The sequence below is a fragment of the Mycolicibacter sinensis genome, assembly GCF_001667375.1.
Classification (GTDB): Bacteria; Actinomycetota; Actinomycetes; order Mycobacteriales; family Mycobacteriaceae; genus Mycobacterium; species Mycobacterium sinense_A.
Genome location: NZ_LZIN01000005.1, coordinates 79,000 through 94,570, shown reverse-complemented (window position 1 = coordinate 94,570; position 15,571 = coordinate 79,000). Strand labels below are relative to the sequence as shown.

General features: G+C 69.1%; 16 protein-coding genes, 1 tRNA gene and 1 pseudogene. 11 read left to right on the top strand and 7 right to left on the bottom strand.

Translation table 11 applies throughout. From position 1 onward, the window contains the following. Positions 1–80 precede the first annotated feature (80 nt). Positions 81–1,528, bottom strand: a pseudogene (locus A5771_RS01480) (neutral zinc metallopeptidase). 20 nt (positions 1,529–1,548) lie between these two features. Beyond that, positions 1,549–3,528, bottom strand: a complete 1,980-nt coding sequence (locus tag A5771_RS01475) for an ATP-dependent DNA helicase (RefSeq protein ID WP_064853445.1) — start codon at positions 3,526–3,528, stop codon at positions 1,549–1,551. A gap of 125 nt (positions 3,529–3,653) precedes the next feature. Here A5771_RS01475 and A5771_RS01470 point away from each other — a divergent pair, with 125 nt between their 5' ends. Next, positions 3,654–3,920 carry a YdeI/OmpD-associated family protein gene (locus tag A5771_RS01470; RefSeq protein WP_064853413.1) on the top strand — a complete coding sequence of 89 codons (267 nt, stop codon included), beginning with the start codon at positions 3,654–3,656 and terminating at the stop codon, positions 3,918–3,920. A gap of 8 nt (positions 3,921–3,928) precedes the next feature. On the opposite strand, the gene A5771_RS01465 is transcribed toward A5771_RS01470, so the two are convergent. After that, positions 3,929–5,227 carry a nicotinate phosphoribosyltransferase gene (locus A5771_RS01465; protein WP_082946990.1) on the bottom strand — a complete coding sequence of 433 codons (1,299 nt, stop codon included), beginning with the start codon at positions 5,225–5,227 and terminating at the stop codon, positions 3,929–3,931. A 55-nt stretch (positions 5,228–5,282) separates the two neighbouring features. Between A5771_RS01465 and clpS the strand changes: the two genes are divergently transcribed. The 9 genes from clpS (at position 5,283) to A5771_RS01420 (ending at position 12,276) form a co-directional block, all read left to right on the top strand. Continuing rightward, positions 5,283–5,597 carry an ATP-dependent Clp protease adapter ClpS gene (clpS, locus tag A5771_RS01460; protein WP_064853412.1) on the top strand — a complete coding sequence of 105 codons (315 nt, stop codon included), beginning with the start codon at positions 5,283–5,285 and terminating at the stop codon, positions 5,595–5,597. A gap of 30 nt (positions 5,598–5,627) precedes the next feature. Then, on the top strand, positions 5,628–6,227 hold the full coding sequence (locus A5771_RS01455) for a DUF2017 domain-containing protein (protein ID WP_064853411.1): 600 nt from the start codon (positions 5,628–5,630) through the stop codon (positions 6,225–6,227). 5 nt (positions 6,228–6,232) lie between these two features. Beyond that, the gene (locus A5771_RS01450; protein WP_064853443.1) at positions 6,233–7,294 is read left to right on the top strand and encodes a P1 family peptidase; all 1,062 of its coding nucleotides are present in this window, start codon (positions 6,233–6,235) and stop codon (positions 7,292–7,294) included. Between the two features lies 1 nt (position 7,295). Next, positions 7,296–7,952, top strand: coding sequence for a rhomboid family intramembrane serine protease (locus A5771_RS01445; protein ID WP_428844373.1), 657 nt, complete (start codon positions 7,296–7,298; stop codon positions 7,950–7,952). Continuing rightward, entirely contained in the window at positions 7,949–8,749 is an 801-nt protein-coding gene (gene murI / locus A5771_RS01440) for a glutamate racemase (protein WP_064853410.1), read from the top strand. Before A5771_RS01445 ends, murI begins: the two co-directional genes overlap by 4 nt. 84 nt (positions 8,750–8,833) lie before the next feature. Beyond that, the gene (locus tag A5771_RS01435) at positions 8,834–9,610 is read left to right on the top strand and encodes a cyclic nucleotide-degrading phosphodiesterase (protein WP_064853409.1); all 777 of its coding nucleotides are present in this window, start codon (positions 8,834–8,836) and stop codon (positions 9,608–9,610) included. A gap of 28 nt (positions 9,611–9,638) precedes the next feature. Continuing rightward, positions 9,639–10,421: a ribonuclease PH gene (gene rph, locus A5771_RS01430; protein ID WP_064853408.1), complete on the top strand. Its 783-nt coding sequence runs from the start codon at positions 9,639–9,641 to the stop codon at positions 10,419–10,421. Further along, positions 10,414–11,025, top strand: a complete 612-nt coding sequence (locus A5771_RS01425; protein WP_064853441.1) for a non-canonical purine NTP pyrophosphatase — start codon at positions 10,414–10,416, stop codon at positions 11,023–11,025. The genes rph and A5771_RS01425 overlap by 8 nt, the downstream gene beginning before the upstream one ends. 3 nt (positions 11,026–11,028) lie before the next feature. Beyond that, positions 11,029–12,276 carry a protein kinase domain-containing protein gene (locus A5771_RS01420; protein WP_064853407.1) on the top strand — a complete coding sequence of 416 codons (1,248 nt, stop codon included), beginning with the start codon at positions 11,029–11,031 and terminating at the stop codon, positions 12,274–12,276. A gap of 10 nt (positions 12,277–12,286) precedes the next feature. Here the strand turns inward: A5771_RS01420 and A5771_RS01415 are convergent, their stop codons facing one another. From A5771_RS01415 to A5771_RS01405, 3 genes are read right to left on the bottom strand one after another with little or no spacing between them, the layout of a single operon-like run. Then, complete coding sequence (locus A5771_RS01415) at positions 12,287–12,628, bottom strand: DUF3817 domain-containing protein (protein ID WP_064853406.1); 342 nt, start codon at positions 12,626–12,628, stop codon at positions 12,287–12,289. Continuing rightward, positions 12,625–12,999, bottom strand: coding sequence for a hypothetical protein (locus tag A5771_RS01410; RefSeq protein WP_207545369.1), 375 nt, complete (start codon positions 12,997–12,999; stop codon positions 12,625–12,627). Before A5771_RS01410 ends, A5771_RS01415 begins: the two co-directional genes overlap by 4 nt. Before the next feature lie 34 nt (positions 13,000–13,033). Beyond that, positions 13,034–13,768, bottom strand: coding sequence for an LAGLIDADG family homing endonuclease (locus tag A5771_RS01405; protein ID WP_064853440.1), 735 nt, complete (start codon positions 13,766–13,768; stop codon positions 13,034–13,036). Between the two features lie 89 nt (positions 13,769–13,857). Here A5771_RS01405 and A5771_RS01400 point away from each other — a divergent pair. Further along, positions 13,858–13,941 (top strand) — tRNA-Leu (locus tag A5771_RS01400). Positions 13,942–13,975: 34 nt separating this feature from the next. Here the strand turns inward: A5771_RS01400 and A5771_RS01395 are convergent. Beyond that, on the bottom strand, positions 13,976–15,508 hold the full coding sequence (locus A5771_RS01395; RefSeq protein WP_131808877.1) for a hypothetical protein: 1,533 nt from the start codon (positions 15,506–15,508) through the stop codon (positions 13,976–13,978). Positions 15,509–15,571 lie beyond the last annotated feature (63 nt).

The following is a 15,571-nucleotide window of genomic DNA, read 5'->3' as shown; positions in this document are numbered from 1 at the left end:
CTCGACGAGGGTGCCTAATCCCGGGATTTTGCCCGGCGTGTCGGCCCGGGTACATGCACGCTCGCGCGAGGAAAACGGGTTTACGGGAAGCGCTGCAGGCAGCGGTCGAAGTCGCCGAGCACCCCGGTGCGGTAGGCGTCGATCCGAGAGAATCCGGCGGGCACCGATTCACCGTTGACGTCGCCCGCGGCCAGACCGTTGGTGAGCAGGCCCGCGACGGCTTCGTCGAGATCGCCCGCGGTCAGTGCGATGATGGCGCCGTTGGAGGTGGTGATCCCCTGCGAAAGCCTGGTGGTGGCCACCCCGGTCAGGCATGCGGTGCGAAGCGCGGCGGCGGCGTTGTCGAGTACCAGGCCGCCGTGCTCGACCTGAACCGCCTGCAGATACCGCGACATCAGCACCGAATAGGCGGTGTTGTCGCCGGACAGCGTCGCCAATTTCTGGTCTTTGTTGGGGGTGCCCATGGCCTGCAGGGCCGGCAAGTCCACGGCGATGGTGTTGGTCGCCGGGCAGTACGACGCTGGCCGACTGGGGCGGGCGTCGGCGCACGACGACGCGGTGGCGGCCCCGAACGTGAGTTGCGGCGGCTTGGCCGGGGTAAACGCGATGTTCATCGCATCGACGATGAGCCGCACCGAATTTTCGCTGACCGGCACTTCACCGGTCTCGTTCTGCTGCAGCTGGATGGGCAGGTCGCCGCGGCGTTGCTCGATCTCCTTTTCGTCGATGGCCTTGCACGACCCGGCGCCATCGGTGAACCCGAACTGGAACGCCGAGATCCGTTCGAAAGCCGAGCCGTGCTCGTTGCTGCCGACGGTCTCGCCGGGGTTCAGCAGCGGGTCACGCAGCGCCAGCATCGCGGCCAGCACACCGTTCAGCCCGTCCCCGGTGCTGAGCGTGAAGCGGGGCGAGTCGCCTTGGGCCACCCAGCGCAGGTAGACCCCCGCCAGACAGTCGGCCTGCTGCTCTGCCACCAGCGTCGGGGTCTGGCGCCGCTTGGTGATTCCGGCCGCCCGGGCGATCGCGTGACCATACTCGTGGGCCAGCACCATGGTGATCGCCTGTCGCCGTAGGCGCTGCGCAGCGCGGGCAACAGCAGCCGGCGGTCCCACCCGATGGTGTCGTCCAGATAGCAGTAGGCGGCATTGACCAGCAGGAAAGTCCTACTCTTGCAAAATGTTCCGCGGAGCCGCCCGGGATCCCAGGAGAGCAGGGACTTCACCGGTTCGAAGTCGCCGTCGAAAGTGTTGGGATAGCTGATCGCCCAGAACGCCTCGAGATCGCTGACCGACTGGGTGGCGAGCTGGTCGATGCGGCCGCCGTCGGTGCCCGCGACCTCGCGGCTCGGTGGCGGGGCATCGGGCCGCAGCCCGGTGGGCCCGTCGACCGCCTGCAGGCCGCCCACCCGGAACGGGTCGGCGAAGATCGACACCGGCTTGCCGTCCACCAGATGGGCGCAGCCGCTCACCAGCAGCATCAGCGTGCAGGCGGTGGCGAGAGCACGGTGCCATTGGCGGGCGGGTCGCATGCGCTAACACGATAGTGCGCTCAACCGTCGCGAAGGCGCTGCAGCGCCAGCCGGACCTTGCCGGTGTCGGTCGTCGTCCAGAACGGGGGCAGCGAGGCCCGCAGGTAACCGGCGTAGCGCGCCGTCGCCATCCGCGAGTCCAGCACCGCCACCACGCCCCGGTCATCGACGCTGCGCAGCAACCGGCCGGCACCCTGGGCCAGCAACAGCGCGGCGTGGTTGGCGGCGACTGCCATGAAACCGTTGCCGCCGCGGGCACTGATCGCCCGCTGCCGGGCGGTCAGCAGCGGGTCATCGGGCCGCGGGAACGGGATGCGGTCGATGAGCACCAGAGACAGTGACGGTCCGGGTACGTCGACGCCTTGCCATAGCGACAACGTGCCGAACAGCGACGTCTCGGCGTCGGCGGCGAACTGCTCGACCAGCGCGCCGGTGGTGTCGTCGCCCTGGCACAGCACCGGGGTGTCCAGCCGCCCGCGCATCGCCTCAGCGGCGGCGCGCGCCGCCCGCATCGAGGAGAACAGCCCCAGGGTGCGCCCACCGGCCGCGGCGATCAGCTCGGCGACCTCGTCGAGCTGCGCCTCGGTGCCGGTGCCGTCGCGCCCTGGCGGCGGCAGGTGCGCGGCCACGTAGAGGATGCCGGCCTTGGCGTGCGCAAACGGCGAGCCGACATCCAGCCCCCGCCAGCGGATCTCGGGCCCTGAGCCGAGGGTCAGACCCCAGGCGCCGGCCATCGCATCAAAGGTGCCGCCGACGGTCAACGTCGCCGAGGTCAGTACCGTCGTCGCCCGGGCGAACAGCCGATCGCGCAACAGCCCGGCCACCGACAGCGGCGCCACGCGCAGCACCGGACGCACCGATCCCCGGTTGTCTTCGTGGCTGAGCCACACCACGTCGGTGCGCTCGGCGATGGCCGGTTCGAAGGAAATCAGAATCCGTGCCGCGGTGTCGGCGATCTCAGACAGCGCGGCGACCGCCTCCTTGCGAGCAGACGCCGCTTTGGGATCCGACGGGGCGGTATCGATCGCCGAGCGTACCGCGCCGGCGGCATCGCGCAGCGCGGCCAGATAGGTCGCGAGCTCGTCGTCAAGGTGATCCATCCGCCCCGGCGTGCCGTCGTGAATCGCCGAGCCGAACGTCAGGGCTGCGGCATCAAGGCGCTGCACCAGTTCCGGGGAGACCAGCCGGGTGATTCGGCGCACCGCGACACTGAGCGTGGCCGCGGTCAGCTCACCGGTGGCGACCGATGTCACCCGGTCCACCAGTTCGTGTGCTTCGTCGACCACCAGCAGGTCGTGCTCGGGCAGCACGTTGGTCTCCGAGATCGCGTCGATCGCCAGCAGGGCGTGATTGGTGACGACGACGTCGGCCTCGGCGGCGACGGCGCGGGCCCGCTCGGCGAAGCAGTCGACGCCGAACTGGCAGCGAGCAGCGCCGACGCACTCCCGCGCCGACACGCTGACCTGAGACCAGGACCGCTCGGGCACACCGGGTTTGAGGTCGTCGCGGTCGCCGGAGTCGGTGGTCTGCGCCCAGGCGGTGAGGCGCTGTACGTCGCGGCCCAACGCGCCGGCCGCGAACGGTTCGAACAGTTCCTCCTGCGGCGCCTCGTCGGAATCATCGGCCGACCCGCTGTGGATCTTGTTCAGGCACAGGTAATTCCGTCGTCCCTTCAGCAGAGCGAAGGTCGGTCGGCGGGGGAGCACGGGTTCCAGGGCGTCGGCCAGGCGGGGCAGGTCGCGGTCGACGAGCTGGCGCTGCAACGCGATCGTCGCGGTCGACACCACCACCGGGTGGTCGTCGGTCACGGCCCGGGCGATCGCCGGAACCAGATAGGCTAGCGACTTGCCGGTGCCGGTGCCGGCCTGCACCGCCAGGTGTTCGCCGCTGTCGAAGGCCCGGGCGACCGCCTCGGCCATGCGTACCTGGCCGTCGCGTTCGCTGCCGCCCAGCGCGGCTACCGCGGCGGTGAGCAGCTCGGGTACGGAGCGGTCAGCCATGGTGTGCACACGGTAGCCCGTCAGGCCACCTCGCCCGGCGCGGTGACGAAATACGCGTCGTGGCTAGCGACACGACCACGTGCAGCCCCACCCATTTTCCGTCCGGTTCGCACTACCCTGAGGCGATGACCAGCCAGCGGTTGCCAGGCGGAGCGGTCCATGAATTGCCGGCAGACCTGCGCGAGGGGCTGCTCGTCAGTCCGACCGCGCTGGCGGCCTGGCAGGACATCACGCCCTTGGCGCGCAACGAGTTCATCTGCTGGGTCGAGGACGCCAAGCAGGCCAAAACCCGCGAGCGCCGGATCCGCCGGACCCGCGAGGAGCTGGAGGAGGGCATGCGGCGTCCCTGTTGCTGGCCCGGGTGCAAGCACCGCGAACGCAACGGCAAGTAGCCGAAAACTCACCGGAGAATCAGCCGGGTCGGGATCGCCGGCTCGCCGTGCGCGAGCTTCAGTCCCTCCCACGGGAGGCTGCGCAACCCCGAAGCCACCCGGTCGCGCGCCGCGGCCAGGGCCGTCGCTCCGGTATCGGCCACCACGTCGCCGCCGCGGACCAGCGGGACGGTCAGCACCCGGCCAGAATCTTGCGGGGGGCGGCCGGCCGGGTGCACCACCTCCTCGACCAGGGTGCCGCTGGGGCGGGACACCCGCAGGGCCTGCTTGCGCCCACCCGCCGAGGTCTTGTCGGCGCTGCGCTTCTGCACCGGGCGGCCCTCCACCTCGACCAGCTTGTAGACGAATCCCGCCGCCGGCGCCCCCGATCCGGTCACCAGCGCGGTGCCGACGCCGTAACTGTCCACCGGAGCGGCCCGCAACGCCGCGATGGCGTACTCGTCGAGATCACCGGAGACCACGATCTTGGTGGCGGTGGCGCCCAACCGGTCCAGCTGGTCGCGGACCTGATGAGCCAGCACCGCCAGCTCACCGGAGTCGATCCGGACCGCACCGAGCCGCGGGCCGGCCGCCTGCACGGCATTGGTCACCCCGGTGCTGACGTCGTAGGTGTCCACCAACAGCGTGGTGTCGACCCCCTGGGCGGCGACCTGGGAGCGGAACGCCGCCAACTCGCCCTCAGCACCGGAGTGCAGCAGGGTGAACGCGTGCGCGCTGGTGCCCAGCACCGGCACACCGAAGCGGCGGTGCGCCTCCAGATTCGACGTGCCGGCGAACCCCGCCAGGTAGGCGGCCCGCGCCGCGGCGACGGCGGCGTGCTCGTGCGTGCGCCGTGAGCCCATCTCGATCAGCGGCCGGTCATCGGCCGCGCTGACCATTCGGGCGGCCGCCGAGGCGATCGCGGTGTCATGGTTGAAAATCGACAGCAGCAGCGTCTCCAGCACGATGCACTCGGCGAAGCTGCCGTGCACGCTGAGCACCGGCGACCCGGCGAAGTACAACTCGCCTTCGGGGTAGCCGTCGACGTCGCCGCGGAAGCGGAAATCGGCCAAGTAGCTCAGGGTCTCCGGGTCCAGGAACGCCGAGAGCAGGTGCAGCGCGGCGTCGTCGAAGCCGAATGCGGTCAGCGCCTCCAGGAACCGGTCGGTGCCGGCTACCACCCCGTAGCGGCGGCCCTCGGGGAGCCGGCGGGCGAACAACTCGAAGCTGGTCCGCCGCCCGGCCGTGCCGTCGCGCAGTGCCGCCGCCAGCATGGTCAGCTCGTACTTGTCGGTGAGCAGCCCGCCGCGTCGGGCCGAGGAGTCCACCCGCCAACCGTATCGGCTGTACTCGATCGCCCCTCGGCTCGGTATCCTGAGCGCTATGGTCACGTCAGCAGCGACGTCCACCCCGGTGAAACCGCAGGGCACCGGCCAGCGACACGCTGACCCGGTGGAGGAGACCGCCTCGCCCTGGGTGACCATCGTCTGGGACGACCCGGTCAACCTGATGACCTATGTGACCTACATTTTTCAGAAGCTGTTCGGTTACAGCGAGCCGCACGCGACCAAGCTGATGCTGCAGGTGCACCACGAGGGCAAGGCCGTGGTGTCGGCGGGAAGCCGCGAGTCGATGGAGATCGACGTGTCTAAACTGCATGCCGCCGGATTATGGGCGACCATGCAGCAGGACCGCTGAGACGTCAACCGAAGGGAAACGGGCCGCACCGTGCAGAAGTGGAAGCGGGTTGACACCGACGACGGCCCCCGCTTCCGGTCCGCGCTGGCGTTGCATGAGGCTGCGCTGCTGCGGAACCTGGTCGGTTCGATCGTCAGCATGCTCGAGGAGCGTGAATCCGGCTCTCCGCCCGACGAACTCGAACAGATCACCGGGATGAGAACGGGCAACGCCAAGCCGCCCGCGGATGCCACCACCCGACGGCTGCTGCCGGACTTCTACCGCCGCGACGGTGACGACGCCCTAGCGCACGACTCGACGCTGGATGCCGACGGCCTGAACGCGGCGTTGCGCAGCCTGCACGAACCGGAGATCATCGACGCGAAACGTGATGCCGCACAACAGCTCCTGGACTCTCTCCCGGAGAAGTCCGGGCGATTCGAGCTGACCGAGGAGCAGGCGAACGCCTGGATCGCGGCGGTCAACGACGTCCGGCTGGCGCTGGGCACCATGCTGCAGATCGGCCCCGACGGCCCCCCGGAGCGGCTGTCACCGGGTGATCCGATGGCGGGTCAGCTCAGCGTCTATCAATGGCTCACGGTGCTGCAGGAATACCTGGTGGTCGCATTGATGGGACGGTCCGGGCGATGACGGTCTTGGGTTCGCTCACCGATGTTCCGGGCATCCGGGTGGGCCACCACCAGCGCCTCGACCCGGACGCGACGCTCGGGTCCGGCTGGGCCACTGGGGTCACCGTCGTGCTGGCGCCGCCCGGGACGGTCGGTGCCGTCGACTGCCGCGGTGGGGCGCCGGGAAGCCGGGAGACCGATCTGCTGGACCCGGCGAACAGCGTGCGCTGGGTGGACGCGGTCGTGCTCGCCGGGGGGAGTGCCTACGGGCTGGCGACCGCGGACGGCGTGATGACTTGGCTGGAGGAGCAGGGCCGCGGGGTGGCGCTGGAGGGAGGCGTGGTGCCGATCGTGCCGGCCGCCGTCATCTTCGACCTGCCGGTCGGCGGCTGGGACCGGCGGCCCACCGCGGAGTTCGGCTATGCCGCCGCGGCGGCAGCAGCCGGTCCCGACGGCGACAACCCAGCCGTCGGCAGTGTGGGCGCGGGAGTCGGGGCACGGGCCGGGGTGTTCAAAGGCGGGGTGGGCACCGCCTCGGCGACGCTGGAACTCGAGGACCACACCGTCACGGTCGGCGCGCTGGTCGTGGCGAACCCCACCGGCGAGCTCATCGACGCCACCACCGGGTTGCCCTGGTCGGCGCCCCTCGTCGAGGAATTCGGTCTGACCGCCCCGCCGTCCGAACAGCTGGCGGTGCTCGCCGGGCTGGAGCCCAAATCCCTCGCGCTCAACACCACTATCGCGGTGGTGGCCACCGACGCCGCGCTCAGCCCGGCCGGCTGCCGGCGGGTGGCGATCGCCGCCCAGGACGGGCTGGCTCGCACCATCCGGCCCTCCCACACTCCGGTGGACGGCGACACCGTGTTCGCGTTGGCGACCGGGGCCGTCGAGGTTCCGCCGTTGCCGGGAACGCCGGCCGCGATGTCGCCGGAGACCGGGCTGGTCACGGCGGTCGGCGCCGCCGCCGCCGACTGCCTGGCTCGGGCGGTGCTGGTCGGGTTGCTGGCCGCCGATCCGGTGGCCGGAATACCGACGTACCGGGGCACGTTGCCGGGGGCATTCGCCGACAAGCCCACCGGAAGGTTGTGACGTGGTGACCTCGCGAGGCGGCGCGTCGCCTGCGCCGCGGCCCGACAAGAAGTCCGCTTGGCGCACCGGCGGGGCCACCGTCGTGGGATTCGTCGCGCTGCTCTACCTCATCGAGGCCGTTGATCAGTTCGGCGGCCACCGGCTGGACCGCAACGGCATCCGGCCCCTGGAGACCGACGGCCTGTGGGGGGTGCTGTTCGCGCCGTTGCTGCACGCCAACTGGGGCCATCTGCTGGCCAACACCGGTCCGGCGTTGGTACTGGGCTTCCTGGTGACGTTGGCCGGGCAATCCCGGTTCCTGCTCGCCACCGCCATCGTGTGGGTGTTCGGCGGGCTGGGCACCTGGCTGATCGGCAACGTCGGGTCGTCGTGCGGGCCCACCGACCACATCGGCGCCTCCGGCCTGATCTTCGGCTGGTTGGCCTTTTTGGTGGTGTTCGGGCTGTTCACCCGCAGAATCTGGCAGATTCTGGTCGGGCTGGTGGTGCTGGTGCTCTACGGCGGGATTCTGTGGGGGGCGGTGCCGGTGCTGAATGTCTGCGGCGGCGTGTCCTGGCAGGGGCACCTGTGCGGGGCGATCGCCGGGGTGGTGGCGGCATATCTGCTCTCGGGCCCCGAGCGCAAAGCCCGTGAACGCCGGCGGGCGGTTTCAGCGTGATCGGGGTCTTCGACTCCGGGGTCGGCGGCCTGACCGTCGCCCGCTCGATCATCGACCAACTGCCCGACGAGGACATCGTCTACGTCGGCGACACCGGCAACGGACCCTACGGCCCGTTGACCATCCCTGAAGTGCGCGCGCACGCCCTGGCCATCGGCGACGATCTGGTAGAGCGCGGGGTGAAGGCATTGGTGATCGCCTGCAACACCGCCTCGGCGGCGTGCCTGCGCGATGCCCGGGAACGATACGACGTGCCGGTCGTGGAGGTGATCCTGCCGGCGGTGCGCCGGGCGGTGGCCACCACCCGCAACGGCCGGATCGGCGTGATCGGTACCAGCGCGACCATCGCCAGCCACGCCTACCAGGACGCATTCGCCGCCGCGCGCGACACCGAGATCACCGCGGTGGCCTGCCCGCGCTTCGTCGACTTCGTCGAGCGCGGCATCACCAGCGGCCGGCAGGTGCTGGGGCTGGCCGAGGGATACCTGGAGCCGCTGCAGCGCGCCGGGGTCGACACCCTGGTGCTGGGCTGCACCCACTACCCGCTGCTGTCGGGGCTGATCCAGCTGGCGATGGGTGACCAGGTGACGTTGGTGTCCAGCGCCGAGGAGACCGCCAAGGAACTGCTGCGGGTACTCACCGAACTCGATCTGCTGCGCCCGCACGGGGAGGCCCCGGCCACCAGGGTGTTCGAGGCGACCGGTGACCCGGAGGCGTTCGCCGCACTGGCCACCCGATTTCTGGGCCCGGCGATCACCGGCGTCGGCGCCGTCCGCCGTCACGCTCCGCTGAGTTAGCCAGACCGTGATTTCGATGACGAATAGCGGGCAAAGCGCTCGTGTCTTGGCCATCGTCGCGGCGAACATGGCACAGTAGGGAACGTGCGACTCACCGTGCTCGGCTGCTCCGGCAGCGTGGTGGGTCCGGACTCGCCGGCATCGGGTTATCTGTTGCAGGCACCGGACACGCCGCCGCTGGTCATCGACTTCGGTGGCGGGGTGCTCGGCGCGCTGCAGCGGCATGTCGATCCCGGTGCGGTGTCCGTGCTGTTGTCGCATCTGCACGCCGATCACTGCCTGGACCTGCCGGGACTGTTCGTCTGGCGCCGCTACCACCCGGCGGTGGCGACCCAACCGTTCGCCAAGGGCTTCATCTACGGCCCCAGCGACACCTGGTCGCGGCTGGGGGCGGCGTCCTCGCCGTACGGCGGCGAGATCGACGACATCACCGACATCTTCGATGTCCACACCTGGGCCGACGACGAGCCGGTCGAGTTGGGAACGGTCACGGTGAAGCCGAAGCTGTTGTATCACCCGACCGAGTCGTTCGGCATGCGGATCAGCGACGCTTCTGGCGCGACCCTCGTCTACAGCGGCGACACCGGCTACTGCGACGCGGTGATCGAGCTGGCCCGTGGAGCCGATGTGTTCTTGTGTGAGGCGTCCTGGACCCATGAGGCCAACCGCCCGCCGAACCTGCATCTGTCCGGCACCGATGCCGGACGCATTGCCGCCTCCGCCGGCGTCGGCCAGCTGCTGCTCACCCATATCCCGCCCTGGACCTCCCGCGAGGACGTGATCGGCGAGGCCAAAGCCGAGTTCGACGGGCCGGTGCACGCGGTGGTGTGCGACGAGAGTTTCGACATCCAGCGGGGTTGACCCGCGCGATCACCACTAGGGTTATCGCGTGTCCAAACGAGAAGACGGTCGCCTCGACGACGAGCTGCGCCCGGTCGTCATCACCCGCGGGTTCACCTCGAACCCGGCCGGGTCGGTGCTGGTCGAATTCGGCAATACCCGGGTCATGTGCACGGCCAGTGCGACCGAAGGCGTGCCGCGCTGGCGGAAAGGCTCCGGGCGGGGTTGGCTCACCGCCGAATACGCCATGCTGCCCGCCGCCACGCATACCCGCTCCGACCGCGAATCGGTCAAGGGCCGCGTTGGTGGGCGCACCCAGGAGATCAGCCGGCTGGTCGGCCGCTCGCTGCGCGCCTGTATCGACCTGGCGGCGCTGGGGGAGAACACCATCGCGATCGACTGCGATGTGCTGCAGGCCGACGGCGGCACCCGCACCGCCGCGATCACCGGGGCCTATGTGGCGCTCGCTGACGCGGTCACCTACCTGTCGGCCGCCGGCAAGCTGTCGGATCCGCGCCCGCTCTCGTGCGCCATCTCGGCGGTCAGCGTCGGGGTCGTCGATGGCCGGGTCCGCGTCGATCTCCCGTATGAAGAGGACGCCCGCGCCGAGGTCGACATGAACGTCGTCGCCACCGACACCGGAACTCTGGTGGAGATCCAGGGCACCGGCGAGGGAGCGACGTTCCCGCGTTCGACCTTGGACAAGATGCTGGATGCGGCACTGGCCGCCTGCGAGAAGCTGTTCGTGGTGCAGCGCGAAGCGTTGGCGCTGCCGTACCCGGGGGTGCTGCCGGAGGGCCCGGCGAAGAAGAAGGCTTTCGGCGCTGACTGACATTTTGGTCGCCAGCCGCAACCGCAAGAAGCTGGCTGAACTGAGCCGGGTGCTCGAGCACGCCGGTATCTCGGGCCTGCACCCGGTCTCGCTGGACGACGTGGCACCCTACCCCGAAGCGCCCGAAACCGCGGCAACCTTTGAGGACAACGCCCTGGCCAAGGCGCGCGACGGCTATAAGGCGACCGGATTGCCTTGTATCGCAGACGATTCCGGCTTGACGGTCGATGCGCTCAACGGCATGCCGGGGGTGCTGTCGGCACGCTGGTCTGGCCGGCATGGCGACGACGGCGCCAACACCGCCTTGCTGCTGGCCCAATTGCGGGACGTTCCCGGCGAGCGGCGCGGTGCGGCGTTCGTATCGGCCTGTGCGCTGGTTTGGGGTAGCGGCCCGGACCACGAGGTGGTGGTGCGCGGCGAGTGGCCCGGCAGCATCGCCGGAGAGCCCCGCGGCGACGGGGGATTCGGCTACGACCCGGTGTTCGTGCCCGCCGGTGGCGTTCGCACCGCGGCGCAACTGAGTCCGGCGGAGAAAGACGCCGCGTCGCACCGCGGCCGTGCTTTGGCGCTGCTGCTACCGGCGTTGCGGCAGCTTGTGAGCTGAACCGTGCCGCTAGCGTTCGGCGCCGAGTTCGCCGGTTACCGCATCGAATGCCTGCTCGGCTCGGGCGCGATGGGCGAGGTGTATCTGGCCGCGCACCCGCGGCTGCCGCGTCGCGACGCGCTCAAAGTCCTGCCCGCCAACCTGACCACCGACAGCGAGTTCCGCCAACGGTTCCAGCTGGAGGCCGACCTGGCGGCGACGCTGTTCCATCCCAACATCGTCGGCGTCCATGACCGCGGCGAGTTCGAGGGGCAGCTGTGGATCGCCATGGACTACGTGCCGGGCACCGACGCGGCACGTTTCCTCGCCGAGCAGTATCCGGACGGCATGCCCGAGGCAGACGCTCTGCGGATCGTCGGCGCGATCGCCGAGGCGCTGGACCACGCGCATCAGCGCGGACTGCTGCACCGCGACGTCAAGCCGGCAAACATACTGATCGCCGATCCCGAAGGCGAATCCCAGCGGATTCTGTTGGCCGACTTCGGAATCGGTCGGCAACTGGGTGCCACGAACGGATTGACCGCCACCAACTTCACTGTCGGCACCTTGTGCTATGCCGCACCAGAACAGCTGCGCGGCGATGACCTCGATAGCCGGGCCGACCAATACGCGCTGGCCGCCACGGCATTTCATCTGCTCGCCGGGGTTCCGCCATTCCGCGATGACAACCCGGTGACGGTCATCAGCCGGCACCTGACCGCCGCACCGCCGCGGCTGAGCGAGCGGCGACCGGAATTGGCTCATCTCGACGAGGTGCTGGCCACCGGCCTGGCCAAAGAGCCCGCCGAGCGGTTCGGCAGCTGCCGTGCCTTCGCCCAGGCGCTGGGCGGGGCCGCCGTCTCGGAGCCGACGGTGGTCACGGCCGGTACCGCCCGGCGCCGCTGGCCGTGGTTGGTAGGTGTCGCCGCGCTGCTGGCGGCGGTGGCCGGTGCGCCGGGGGTGGCCGATCGCGGCGACGTGCGCGACGACGTCGTGCCGGCCGCACCGACCAGCAAGGTGCCTGCGACGCATCGGGTGACCGTCACGGTGACGGAGTCGGCAGAGCCGCCGGCGCCGCTGATGTCCCCGCCCGTGCCGGCGCCGACCCAGACGTTCGTGCCGCCACCGGTGACATCGATCGAGCCGGCCTCGCCGCCGGCCGGCGTCAGCGCGATCTGCCGCGACGGCAGCTACTCGTTCAGTAAGCAGCGCCGCGGTGCCTGCTCCAACCACGGCGGGGTGCAGCGTTGGGTGAACCCGCCGCCGACGTGAGTCCGCGGCTTTATAGGTTGAACTGCGTCTTGATGTTTCGGCTCTGGAAGTGCTCGACGATGATGCCCAGCAGGGGAATGGTGCCGGCCAGCAGGATCCCGATGGTCTTGGGCAGCGGCCAGCGCACCTTGACCGCCAAATTGAACGTGGCCAGCAGGTAGACGAAGTACACCCAGCCGTGCACCACGCCGATCCAGGTGGGCGGGTTGTCCACCTTGACCACGTAGCGCACGAACACCTCGTAGCACAGCGCGATCAGCCAGACACCGGTCGCCCACGCCATGACCCGGTAGGGCAGCAGTGCGCTGCGGATCTTCTCCGCGGGAGCGGCCTGGGCGGGTGTCTCGGTCATGCGGGGTTCCTGTTCTTTCGTTCGTTCTCGGTGAGCTCGGCCAGGTAGGCGTTGTACTCCCGGAGTGCGGGGTCGTCGGTGGGCGCGGCGGCGGGCGCGGGCCGCTCGGGCAGCAGCTCGGCCGGTATCTCAGTCACCGCGTCGGCCGGGTGTGGTTCGGGCGGTGCTTCTTCATAGCGGACGAATTTGCGGTAGGCGTAGAGGCAGAACCAGGCGAACAGCGGCCACTGCAGGGCGTAGCCGAGGTTCTGAAAGGTGCCGTTGACCTCCTGGAATCGGGTCCACTGCCACCAGCCCAGCGCCAAGCACGCGCAGGCAGCGACGATTACTAGCACGATCAGTGCCGGTCTCCGACGCCGTGTAGTGGACACCCCTTGACGGTACCGCGCCGTCGCGGGCGCCCTGTCAGGTCTTCGGGCCGACGAACTCGTCGAGCCGTGCCGTGGCGGCTTTCCGGTAGACGGCGATCTGATACTCGCTGTTCTGCGTCCATGGGATTCCGAGGCGATCCAGTGCCGTGCAGAACAGACCGCGAATGTCCGCGGAGCGGTTGGAGAAGTGGTAGCGCACACTGCGCACACCGCCGTCGTTCGCCACCACCCGGCAGCCATCGCTGTCGATCAGGCCGCGGATGAATTCCTCGGTTGCCTGCTTTACGAGTTCTTGCTGCCAGGGCTTGAGCCGGATCGGCCGATCGTGCTTCTTGCCGAAAGCGTGCTGCGGGAAGAGGCAGGGCCAGTGTTTGGAGTACAAGTAAACCTCGGCGCAATTATCGGAACGGTAAAACGTTGCCGCCCGCTGCCCTGGCATAATTATGTCGATCGTTTTCATGCACCGCTCGATGATGTCCGGGTACTTGGCATCGAGCGTGACCCTGAGACGCCATACTCGGCGGTACCGGGAGATGCAGCCGTCACCCAGGTAAAGACCGAGCAGGTAGCTGTAATCGTTCGGCGCCAGGCTGGCGAAGTCGTGGACGCAATGCGGGGAAGTTGAGGATTGTCGGGACAAAACCTGTGGCCGGCATCTCCAGTCCCGCACGGTGCGTCGAGGAATGGAGGTCTGTCGTGCGATAGCGCAGTCGTTGAGGCCCGCCGCGATAAGTAGCTGTACGGCCTCGAACTCCTCGCTGGATCGCATGACACTGCCTTTCCGCGCGTTGTACCCCAACGTAGTTCGGAACACCGACAGATTTTTCGATCGGCTAGCCCGGTAGGATTCGTACGTCCGCGGGCGTGATGGAATTGGCAGACATGATGGCTTTAGGTGCCATTGCTCGAAAGAGCGTGAGGGTTCGAGTCCCTCCGCCCGCACAAAAATGTGAACCGACTGGCGTGGGCTAGCCGCTTAGAGACCGAACCCGTCCCAGATGCTCGACAGCGAAGCCCAGAAATCGGAGAGGTCATTAGACAGACTCCCCGTGGGGTCGACGACGCCGAGCAGGTCGGGCCAGATCTGCGTCTGGTCCAGCCCGCCCAGCTCGCTCGGCACCGCGGGAACGTCGACGCCGCTATCCGGGCCTCCGGTCCCGGCCCACGGCCCCAGGTAAGCCGGGTCGGTCATCAGTCCCGAGTTGACCAGGAGCTTTGCCAAGTTGGGGTTGATGTCGTCGAGGTAATCAACGATCTGATTTTCGGTGTCCGGGTTCAAGGTGAACCAGCCGGTCTGCAGACCGGCCACGGTGGCGTCGATCTGCTCCGGTGTCGGCGCGTTCGCCAGTCCTGAGCTGTTGAGGCTCAGCCACTCGCTGATGAGCGGATTGGGCGGCCCGACGTTTTGGATCGACTGAACCAGGTCCGCTGTGGTCAGCCCGAAGGGCGGGGCGAACGGGGGCTGGTCGCAGAGCTCCGGGCACAGCGGACTGCCCGGGGTGAACGGGTTGAAGTCCACCACCATCCCGGCGGCCAGCGCCTTCAGCGCCTGGCCCACGTCGTCCGGGCCGACGAGCTGGAAGCCGTTCAGGTTGACCGGTGCCTCCAGGCTCTGGAACCACTGCTCGAACGGCCCGAGCGGATTGAGCTGGACGTCGGTTCCTGCCCAGGGCATCAAGTTCGCACCGTCGGGCCCGGTGGTGGTGCCCGGGAAACCGAAGCCGGGCTGAGCCTCGCTGCCGGGTACCGCATCCAGTGGGGCGCCCGGAACCGAACCGCCCGGGCCGACGCCAGCCGAGGGGTCCGCGATTCCGGCCGCTGTCGGGTTGGCGGTGTCGGCGGGGGTGGACGGAAACTGGTATCCGGTGAGCAGCTGCTGCAACGGCACCTTCAACCAGTGGCTGAAGAGTCCTAATTGGTTGTCGGCGTTGGGAAAGTTCGTGAACACCTTCTCGAAGTCGATCAGCCTGTCGAGCGCGGTAAGACCGGTGATCGGGTCCGTCGGCACCAGCGGCGCGCATTGCACCGCGTCGCACGATGCGCTGACCGGAAGTTCGGCCGCCGCCAGCATGGCGAACTGCTGCCCCAGACCCGCGGTCCCGTTCGCCAGCAAGGCCGGATCGATCTCGGGCTGGTCCAGGCCGGAGACCTGCGGGGCGAACGGAAACAGGAAGTCGAAGATGGCCATGAAGTGCCCCGGGTCGCCGGGGTCCTCGCCCCACAGGTTCGTGGCGCTCGGCGTCCACCAGGTGCCGGTCGAGAAGAAGGAATCCGCCAGCACATTGGTGGCGGCGACCTCGTTCGCCGGAATGTTGAAGAGGTCTTGGAACAAGTTGAAAGGCACGTTGAGGATGGAGTCGCCGGCTACCAGGCGCACGGCTCGGTCGAGAATCGACGTTCCCGCTGGCCACGGCTGGACCGCTGCGGCCTGAGCGACGACCACGGCGCTGGTCGCAACGACTATCAAGCCGGCCTGCGGATACCGGCGACGGTGTACAGCAACTGCCATGTCTTCCCCCATTGGCACACCACACCCGGTGGCGTGGCCGCATCGTCGAGGGACCCACCGAGC

Excerpts from the sequence above, each read along its gene's own strand:
- A5771_RS01475 (WP_064853445.1), bottom strand. The coding sequence starts at position 3,528 with ATGGCTGACCGCTCCGTACCCGAGCTGCTCACCGCCGCGGTAGCCGCG.
- A5771_RS01470 (WP_064853413.1), top strand. The coding sequence starts at position 3,654 with ATGACCAGCCAGCGGTTGCCAGGCGGAGCGGTCCATGAATTGCCGGCA.
- clpS (WP_064853412.1), top strand. The coding sequence starts at position 5,283 with ATGGTCACGTCAGCAGCGACGTCCACCCCGGTGAAACCGCAGGGCACC.
- A5771_RS01415 (WP_064853406.1), bottom strand. The coding sequence starts at position 12,628 with ATGACCGAGACACCCGCCCAGGCCGCTCCCGCGGAGAAGATCCGCAGC.
- A5771_RS01405 (WP_064853440.1), bottom strand. The coding sequence starts at position 13,768 with ATGCGATCCAGCGAGGAGTTCGAGGCCGTACAGCTACTTATCGCGGCG.
- A5771_RS01395 (WP_131808877.1), bottom strand. The coding sequence starts at position 15,508 with ATGGCAGTTGCTGTACACCGTCGCCGGTATCCGCAGGCCGGCTTGATA.